The sequence below is a fragment of the Streptomyces sp. NPDC056224 genome, from assembly GCF_042267665.1.
Taxonomy (GTDB): Bacteria; Actinomycetota; Actinomycetes; order Streptomycetales; family Streptomycetaceae; genus Streptomyces.
Genome location: NZ_JBHJTK010000086.1, coordinates 1 through 9,978, shown reverse-complemented (window position 1 = coordinate 9,978; position 9,978 = coordinate 1). Strand labels below are relative to the sequence as shown.

The 9,978-nt window shown below is 71.0% G+C and carries 1 protein-coding gene; it reads right to left on the bottom strand.

From position 1 onward, the window contains the following. A partial coding sequence (locus tag ACFCZ1_RS38045; protein ID WP_376682855.1) for a hypothetical protein occupies nucleotides 1–9,894 on the bottom strand: 9,894 nt, incomplete at its 3' end. Nucleotides 9,895–9,978: the final 84 nt, after the last annotated feature.

Sequence of the window (9,978 nt, the reverse complement as noted above, 5' to 3'; positions counted from 1 at the left end):
GATGGACGAAACCTCCTGCGCGGTTACCTCCAGCAATCGGGGCAGCTCTCCTTCCCCCAGACTTTCCCGCAGACAGCCTGTCTTGACCTGGACCGGGCTCAGCGTGCCGCCCGTGGGAAGCCCGGCCTTCTCAGCCACGTCGTCCAGTTCCCGGTACAACACATACAGCTCGTCCACCCGTTCACTGACGTCCATCGGCGGGTTCGCGTCATAGTCCGGGTCCACATAACTGGGCACCGACCTACCTGAGATGTTGAGCGTTGCGTCTGAGGCTTTGATCGCGCCAACCAGAGCCCGCGTTCCCCCCAGCTTCCCCCGCAGATAGGCCAGCTTGCCCGCGAAGTCCACCCCCTGCTCGTCGCGATACCGGGTGACCTCGGCGTCCACCCGAGCGGGGGTCACCCCGTGTTCTCCCGCCTCGAACAGACGCTTGAGCGCATTGATCCTGTCACCGACCTTCATGGTCGGCGTGATCGCGCCCCATCGGTACCTATAGACCGATGCGTCCTGACGCAGGCCATGGAGCAGGTCGGACAACCGCACTCCCTCGGCTGTTCTGCCGGGTACTCCCGCCTGCTCCATCAGATACACCATCGTGGCCTGGAGAGGAGTCCAGCGGGCACGGACACGCTCGTCCACCGCCTCCGCGGTCAGCGCCGCACCCTCGTTGAGCAGGCCGAAGGCCGCATCGATCCGTTCGCGGTCCTCCCCGGTCACGCCGGTCTGCTTCACGCCGCCCACCATGCCCCGCACCCGGCCTGCGGGGATCTGCACCACCTCGGCCAGCCTCTCGACCGGGTCCACACCATCGACCGACCCCAGAGCGTCCCGCACCCGCTCCAACTTCAACTGAAGAAGCAACCTGGCAGGACCCGCGGCCTGCACGGCAGCCGCCGCCTCCACCACCGGCCGCCCACCGCCATCCAGCCGACGACGCTTCGCCCCACGCGCCGCCACTACATCCGCATCCGCCTCACCACGACCACCACCGGCAACGAACGAGCCCCGAGAACCGCCGTCATCCACAAAGGAAGCACCCACAACGGAGACACCCCCCGAAGACAACGCCCCCTCCACGCCACCGGCTCCCTCACCCCTCGACAACTCCACCCCCGACTCCACGTCCGGGTCCTCACCCACGGCCTCGGACACGAACTCCAACTCATCCGCATCCAGGTCCGCGCCCACTTCATCCCACGCCACCGGCTCCACCCCGGACTCCGAGGCAGAATCCGACTCCAGCGCCGACCACACCCCCGCCCAATCCTCCGCGTCCAGACCCTCCATGCCCTCGCCCATGCCCGCCTCCGGGTCCACCGTGCCCCTGCGGTAGTCCACAGCGGGCGCCACCTCGGACATCCCCCCGGCCCGACCCGACACCCCGACGCCGGCCGCGGGGCCGGACACAGCACCCCCGGCGTTCACGACATCATCCACATCGGCCGAGGTCACACCGGTACGCCCTTCCCGCAGCAACCCCCACACCACGTCGATCCGCACACCGACGCCCTCCGACGGCCGCCCCCGACCAACCCGATACCCCTCCACCTCCGCAACACCAACACCCAGCAGGTCAGCCACCGAACCATCCCCCGGCCCCACCGGAAGCCGGTCCAGCAAATACCGCACCTTCACCCCAGGCCGACGCGAACCGAACGGAATCCACCGGTCGCTACGCACCTGGCCCGACCCCAGCACCTCGGTGCCGGTCCCCAACGGTTGCGGGTCGACTCCGTTCCTGGGCTCCGTGGCCCGTTCGCTGTCCGCCAGCGGCTCGGCCAGGAGATATTCCCTGCCCCTGCGGTACAGGACCAGTTCCGGCGTGTCCGCCGCCTCGTCCGAGGGACGGATGGTGCCGAAGGTGCCGTCCTCACCGACCACGGTCACCCGCACGCCGCAGGAAGCCGCCACCTGCGCGACGGCCACCCGCTCCGTCGCCTCGCTCCAGCCACGGGAGGTAAGCAACTGCCTGCGGATGAGGGCCCTTTCCTGCCGCCCGGTGAGCTCCAGGTCCTGCGGAAGCGTGCCGTCGGCCCGCTGCCGACGCGCGAAGCGGATCGTCTCCTCGGAGAGCCCGGCCTGAGCCAGTTCCCCATCCGTGAACGGCGTTCCACGGTCCAGCCGCGCCCCTTCGGGCAGTGGCCGGCCCGTGACCAAGGCGCCCTCGGTGACCTCCGCCCGGTTCAGCCCGGCGCCTACGGCCGACCAGAAGCCCGTGCCGTCACCGGTCGGCTCGACAAGGGTACGGGCGGCGCCGTCCGGTCCGATCAGTCGCGTCCTCTCCCCGACGCGGGCCGTGTGCCAGGCGCCGGAACCAACCGCCCACGGCGCCGTGGTGTAAGCGGGGCGCGCCGGCCCGCCGGCCGGCGTCTCGCGGTCCCGCACCGCCTCGGCCGGGGTGGGAAGCGGGGGCTGCCGCCGGGCGTCGGCGGAGGGCAGGGCCGACCGGTAGTGCCGGTCCTTCAACTGCATCACGACGTGCGGCAGCCGGCCCTCGGCAGGCTCTGCGGCCTCGGAGGACAGGGGCAGGAAGTCCTGGAACCGCCCGTCCGCGCCGACCACCGTGACCCGTATGCCGAAAGCACGGGCGGCCAGCGCGGGCAGCAAGTCCGCCGCGCCGTGGTCCCATCCCGTGTCGCGGTCCGCATCACCCTCGCGTAGCAACTGCTCCCGGGCCAGATCGGCACGCTGCTTCTCCGGTAGCTCGGCGTGCAGCGGTATGTGGCCGGAGTCGGCGAACTCACGCTGCTCGGGCCGGCTCAAGAAGGTGATCCCGTTGGCATCCAGCTCGTCGTTGCTGAACCTGTCCCTGGTGTCGGGCGAGGTGAATTCCACCAGGTCGTCATGGTGGCTCAGTTCGTCGGCGAGCAGACGACGCAGACCGCGGACGGTCTCCCGCCGGTCGGTCACGTCCACGCGGGTGCCGAGCCCCTGCGGGTCGGCGTGGTGCAGCCCTTCGGCGAGGGCGTGGTAGAAGCCGTCGCCGTCGAAGGGAACGTCGTACAGCGTGTACGACTGGCCGCCCTGCGGCGATTCCGGCGATTCCGGCGAGGTGAGCACATCCGGTTCGCCGGGTGCGCCCTCCTGGACGACGTACACCGGGTGCTCGGCGTCCGGGGCGCTGTCCGCCGCGGTGAACACCACGGCCGGCGGTTCGGCGAGGCCCGCGCGCGTCTCCGGCTCACCCGGCCGTTGTGCTTCGGCGGGGAGCCGGTGCCAGCGGGTGAGCCGGTCGGCCGCCGCCCGCACGCGGTGGTACTCGCCGGCCGCGTCCTCGGCGCGCAGTCTCAGTGTCTCCAGCAACTCACCGCTGCCCGGCTCCTGGGAGTTCTCCCGGAGTTCGGCCATGCCTCGGCGCGTCTGCCAGTACACGCTGTCCGCGGCGGCCCAGGCGTCGCCCGCCGTGGTGACCTGCGTCCAGGCATCCTGGACCACGGGCGGGAGGTTCCGCTCGTCGACGAGACCCAGGTCCCGGGCGACGTCCTCACTCACGAGCACTTCGAGCACGGTATCCGCGTGGGCACCCTGAGGAAGGGGCCGGACCCGGCCGAACGCCAGCCAGCGCGTCACCTCGGCGATGCCCAGCCAGGCGGTGGGGACGGCGAACAGGAAGTGGCGGCCGCCGCGCTCGGTGCTGGTCGCGGCACTCTGCGCGGCCGACAGGGCACGCCCCTCGTCCTCGCCGGAGGCGGTGCCAATGGAGAGAGTCGGGACCGCCGAACCGGCCTGGCCTGCGGAGAGGACCGCCTGCACGGTGGCCGAGGCACCCCGGCTCGCGGTGTGCGAGAGCGCCGTGCCGGCGCTGGTGGCGTCCCCTTCGCCGGTGATCATGGCGCTGGCGGGAAACACCGTCAGCAGGGTGGCCCGGGAGAAGTCTGGTTGGGAGTAGAGCCGGTACTGACCGTGGGCCCAGTTCACAGACGTGTGATCGTTCAGGCCCAGGACGCGGTAGCCGTCCCGAGTGCCGCTTTCCGGGAAGCACGGGGCAAGCGAGGCGTCGCTGATGGCCTCGTCCAACGCCAGGCCCGCAGCCGTGCCGGGCCGGGTCAGGGCCGAGTCGCGGGCCTTGTCCAGCGCCGCGCTCAGAGCGCGCCCGGTCAGCTCGCGCGCGCGGTCCGGCGCGGCGTCGACGCGGGTGCCGTACGCGACGGCGATGGCCAGCTCACCGGCCTGCCTGAGGTTCTCCAGCCCGCTGATGCGGCGGACCTGGAAACCCTGGGCGGGCGGCTCGAAGGGTGCTCTGGTGCCGTCGGGCCGTGTGACGGAACGCCAGGCGTCGATGTCCTGGGCGGAAACGTCTCCGGGCGCCCGCAGCCTGACCGACCGCGGGAGTGTGTCCAGCGTGGGCGTGCCGAGGGGATCGCCCTCCGCGGCGGAGCGGGCGTCGGGGACCGTCAGGCTGAGCGGCATCTGTTCGCGCAGCAAGCCGATCGGGCCCTGTGAGGTGAGGGGCCGACCGTCTCCGCGGTCGAGCGTGAGGCGCAGTTCGTACCCGGTGAGGTATTCGGCGTGCGGCTCGGACGCGATGAAGACCTCCACCCGCTGGCGCGTACGGGACCGGCTGGAGGACAGCTGGTCCCCCCTGCCGATGCGCCCGCTCAGACCAGCGCGTACGGCTGTGAGATCGCCGGGGCGAGGGGTCACGGCCGAGTCGATGGTTCCCACGCTCCGGGTGATGCCCCAGCCGGCCGTGCGGGAGGTCTCGGCCGACGTCTGCGCGGTCTCGCTCACGGTGGCGACCCGGGTGTCCCACACGGCGAGTCCGTGGTCGAGGCGGTCCAGCTCCGATGGGCCGGCGATGAGTTCCACCCGCAGGGAGACGAGATCACTGCCGATGCGTAGGCCTGCCAGGCTCCGGTGGCTGACACGGGTGCGAGTGGCCGCGCCGGTGGAGGTCATGTGCTCGCGCAGGGCGCGCAGGGCGCGCGGAGAGACCAGGTCGCGCAGCCGCTCAAGGCCCGTCTGGTCGAGGGTGACGCCCTGGCTCCGCAGTTCCCGCGTGAAGGCGGTCAGCACGTTGCCGGTGTCCAGCGCGTTGGCGGCGTACGAGCCGAAGGGGTGGTCGTGCAGCCACTTCGGCAACGTCCACGGCTTGGCGGTGAAGCGCGGCACCTGCCCCAGCCCGTCCTGGATGAGGCCGAGTTCATGCGCGGCCTTCTCCGGCACGTGCCCCAGCCAGTCCTGGGCGACCGTGAGCCGTCTGCCGGCGAAGCCGTTCTGGCGCCAGGGGCCCAGCAGCGAGCCGAGGGCGCGGGCCGGGCGCAGCGAGCCGGCGAGTTCACGCCGGGTGCCGCCCGCGATCAGGACGTGGTGGCCGCCGTCCCCCTGGCCGACCTCGAAGGTGACCGTTCGTGTTACGGCGGTGGCCGTGGTGAGGGAGCTGCCCCGGCTGTAGGACAGGCCGTAGGCGGTGCTGAGCACCGTCCCGTTGTCTCTCGTCAGCGTGTAGGCGCCGGTGACCCCGAGGGACCAGGCGGAGGAGCGGGTGGTGCCGGCCGCCCCCCCAGCCTGCAGATCCATGGAGATCGACTGTTCGGTCGCGATCGTGACGGGCTTGGACACCACGACCGGATCGACGACGCGCATCCGGTGCACCACGGTGGCGTCCTGGCCGCGCAGCCCGCCCTGGGTTCTCAGCAGCAGCCGGGAGCCGGCGGAGGCGGACGCCTGGTCGAAGCCGGCGGTGAGGAACTGCGGCTGGAATTGCCGCATCAGGGCGTCGTGCGGCAGGGCGCCGGTCCTGGCGAAGCGCCAGGAGTCGCTGGACAACTCCGCCATCAGCTCTTCGGCCGCGCGGTTCAGTTCGGGGTGCGCGCCGACGCTGAGCGTCTGGTAGGGGTGGCTGCCGAACACGTCCTGCCAGAGGCCATCGTCGCCGGACACGCTGTGCCCGCGGCTCTCGGAGGCGGTCGACAGGTTGTCGTCGGCGGGCGGCTCGCCGGTCACCAGTGCACGTGCCTCAGCCGTGTCGAGTGGTTCCACGACGGGCGCCGGGCTGCCTGCCCCGTCCGCATGCGGATCGGTGGCGGGGGTGTGCTCGTCCGGCACGGAGAGCAGGACCCGGCCCCGGATCGACGCGAGAGCGGCATCCCCCTCGTCCCGGAGGAAGGCCGGCATGCCGAGTACACCCAGGGAGACGGCCCTCGCTCCGCTGCGGTAGCGCGAGAACCCGTCGATCCGCGCGGTGAATTCCAGGTCGTAGCCGAACAGGTGGGATGATGTCGAGCCGGCGGCCAGGTCCTCGTACGAGACGGTTGAACCGTGGTCGCCGCCGCGGCCTTCGGCGCGCTCCCACCGGGGGCCTGCGGAAACGGTGACCGCGTGCCGGGACGTCTTCGTAAAGGCCCCCCGGGCGCTCGCGTCGATCCCCGCACCGATGGCGCGCGTCGCCCCGTGCGAGCCGTCGAGTCGTATCGTGCCGGGAGCGGCGGCCCTCACGGTGAAGTCGTTCTGGGTGCCCTCGTAGCGGCGTCCCGTCAGTTCACCGCGGATGTGCAGGGACAGGTGGGGGCGGTGCAAGACGCCCGGCCTGGTCGTCAGGTCGATGGTGATCCCGGTCCTGGTGAGCGCCTCCAGGCTGCCGGCCACGCTGTGGTGGGACAGCACGTTCATGACCGTCAGGGTGTTCTGCAGCGCCAGGTTGTAGTGCTGCGCGTCCCGCCAGGCGGGACTGCTCGGGGTTCCGGACTCGCCCAGCGGGACGAACAGGCCGGGATGGCGGACAGCCGCCGCCTGGAGCACCGCGTCCGTGAAGGTATCGAGCAAGCCGTGCCGCCCGTCCGGGCCCCGCGTCAGGTCGCCGTCGGCGTAGGTGAAGCTTTCGACCCTGCTCATGCCCAGCATCGCAGGGCGGTCAGGGGTCAGGTACAGCGGTGCGTAGGGCGCGTTCTCGTTCCTCGCCCGCAGGGTCGTGCCGTCGTCCCAGCCCGCGAGGCGGCGTGCCTCGGTGTGCGTCATCCGGTCGAGGCTCCAGGTCTCGACGCTGAGGAGCTCGGGCGCACCGGTCCAGCGCACGGTCACCGTCTTGGAGACCCGGTACAGGGCCGTCGGCACTTCCTTGACCCTGCCCATCGTCTTACGGCTTCCCGAGCCTCCGAAGACGGTGCCCTCCGTGGTACTGCGGCTGAGACCGCCACCGATGCCGGCCACGATCGGGCCCCAGGCCGGACTGTCCACCTCGAAGTACCGGCCGACGCCGACACCGAGGTCCCTGCTGGACGTCCTGGAGGCGACGCGTTCGTTCGTGACGGTGTGCTGGATGGTGTTGCGGAACTCGACGGCTGTGCTCTCGGTGAGCAACACGGCCTCGCCGGGTACGACCCTCTCCACGATGATCGTCCCGAGCGGCGACCCGTCGTCCGCCGACAACAGACCCGTCGCCACGGGGCCCCGGGCGAGCCGGTCCGCGAGGCGGTGGAAGTTCTCCGAGCTGAAGAACCCGGCGATCTGTTCGCGTGCGGCCTTGTCCGGGGCTCCATCGGCCGCCAGCTGCTCCAGGACGAGTTCCCGCAGGCGCTTGAGGGGTCCGTAGCCCTCGGTGTGCACCAGCCGGTAGTCGGACTGCGGCCCCAATTCGATCTTGCTCGGCACCCGGCCCGGTTCTCCGGGTGTCGTGAAGCTGTCCGGCAGCCGCACCGTCAGCCCGTGCCGCACGGCGAAGCCGAACGTGTCCTCGTGCGTGGCGCTCCTGTTCCGCCCGCCGTCGGCGCTGCCGAGCCGCGACGGACCACTGACGGAGACCTCGTACCACACGTCGTCCAGGTGCAGGTGCGCCCCGTCCGTCGAGTACTGCTCCAGCCTGGACGTGCTCCGGTCGCGCATGGCGTACTGCTGCGCGCGGGTGACACCGGCCGACGCGCCGATGCGCCCGGACAGTGCTGCCGCACCCGGCCAGAGGGATACGCCCACCGACAGCTGCGTACCGCTGGACACCCCCTTGGTGGCACCCGTGGTGACCCTGCTCGCCTGCTCCACCTGCAGCACGGTGGGTTCACCCTGGGTATCGGCGAACCGCTCCCAGGCCCCGTAGGGCCGCGTCGTCACTCTGAGCACGTGGCCCAGGCCGTGGCCGAAGGCGGGGGATTCGTACCCGTCGCCATGGAAAACCTGCGGGGTGGCGCCGAGCGCGCGCCGCAGGTCCTCCAGCGCCTCCTCCAGGCCGGGGGTGGCGCCGGTGCCGCCCCGGGCCGCGCCCAGCCGGTCGTCGATCTCCCGTACGACGCGGTCGGCACCGCGCAGGGTGACCTGGCTGAAGCCGTAACTGCGCCCCGCGGTCCCGCCGTGGCCGTATCCGGCGGTCAGGTACTCGGGCAGCCGGCTGCCGTCGCTGAACGGCACCGGCCCCTCCTGCGGGAACGGCGGCGCCATGGAACGGTCGATGCGCGGCGGCCGGTGCGTATCGAGTTCCGGCTCGATGCGGGCCGACGTGTTTCGCTGCTTGCCGGCCTCAAGGGTGGCCTCAGCACTATCCTCATTGCCCTCGGTCGCGGCGTGGCCCTGGCCCTCGGGCTGTCCCGAAGAGCGCTCATCGGCCTCACCCGGCCCGGCAGGACCGTCGGGATCGGAATCGGCGGATGAAGCGACGGCCGAATCAAGCGCGGGGGAAACGTGTTCTGCCGACGGCGCCCGGGATGCGTCGGACTCGGCACCCGACTCCCCGGCATGTACCGGGCTCTGCCCCCGGCCGGTCGCGATCGTGCGGCCGTGGAGTGCCGTGTCCGGCTGGTCCGCCTCGTACGGATCACCGGATGGGGATTCCTCGTCCGACCAGAAGTCCGACTCGTCGGACGACAGGTCCGAGACGTCCGCGTCCGCACCGTCGTCCGAGCCATCCCAGCGGCTGGTCCCACTGGCCGGATCCACGACGGAGTCCCCGGCAGGCATCCGGCCCCGCCCGAACCCCGGCAGGGCCCTGCCGTCGCGGAGCGCTGTATCCGTCCCCTCCCGCTCACCTGCGTCGGACTCATCGCTCAGCGAGGAGTCGGAAGCGCCAAGGCCTTCCCCCGGCCCCGACTCAAGGCCGGAAACCCGCCTCACGCCATCGGATGAGGGAATTTCCCCCTCGCCCGATTCGGAATACCCATCCCACATCGAATCCACTTCGGTCGACGACAGCCATGACTCACCGGACGACAGATCCGAGACTTCCAGATTCACGCCCTCCAGCCCGATCAACCCGTCCAACCCGTCCAGCTCAAGGGACGACAGATCCGACACGTCCGCACCGACGTCGTCCGGCCTGAACAAACTGTCCAACCCGTCCAGCTCACCGGACGACAGACCCGGCACGTCCGCACCGACGTCGTCCAAGGCGCCGGGGTCCTGCGCCGCCGGTGCCGCATCAACCACCACGGGGACCTGGCCGGGCTGCTCGTCAGCCGCGCCCGGCTCGACTCGGCGGTCCGGATTGTCCCGCGACTGGAGCTGCCCCGGACGCCAATCGACCTCGCGGGTGCCCGGGTTCCAGGTACCTGTACGGTTCCCGCGGCTGTCATAGACGCTCATGAACGCCTGCGGATCAATGGAGCCGGTGAAAGTGATCTCTGATTCGTCGTAAGTGTTCCTCCACGTACTGGGGAGGTGATGTCGAGAGCTCGCCTTTTGCTTCAGGATGGTGATATCGAGGTTTATGCCTCTGGGTTCGGAGTTGCGCCAGGAGTGGATCTCGTAGCGGTATCGCTTGTTGCGGAACCACAGGTCGAAATTGCGTGTGGTGGCGACGAACTGGGCCCGCTCCGTCGTGGTCATTGCCCAGAACCACAGCTCGGTGGCGCTGTCGGGGTCCGCGGCGCGAACGCCGTTCTGGAAGACCTCCTCCGGGGGAGCGTCGTCGAACCGCCACAACCGCTCCCCCTCGACAAGCACCAGGAAGTCGCGATCCCTCTCGTGCACCATCTCGTGCACCGTGCGGTTGCCCACCACGGAGCCGGCTGCGGCCCGCGGCTGCGCGACGGCCGCCGTTTCACCTTCACGGGCCCC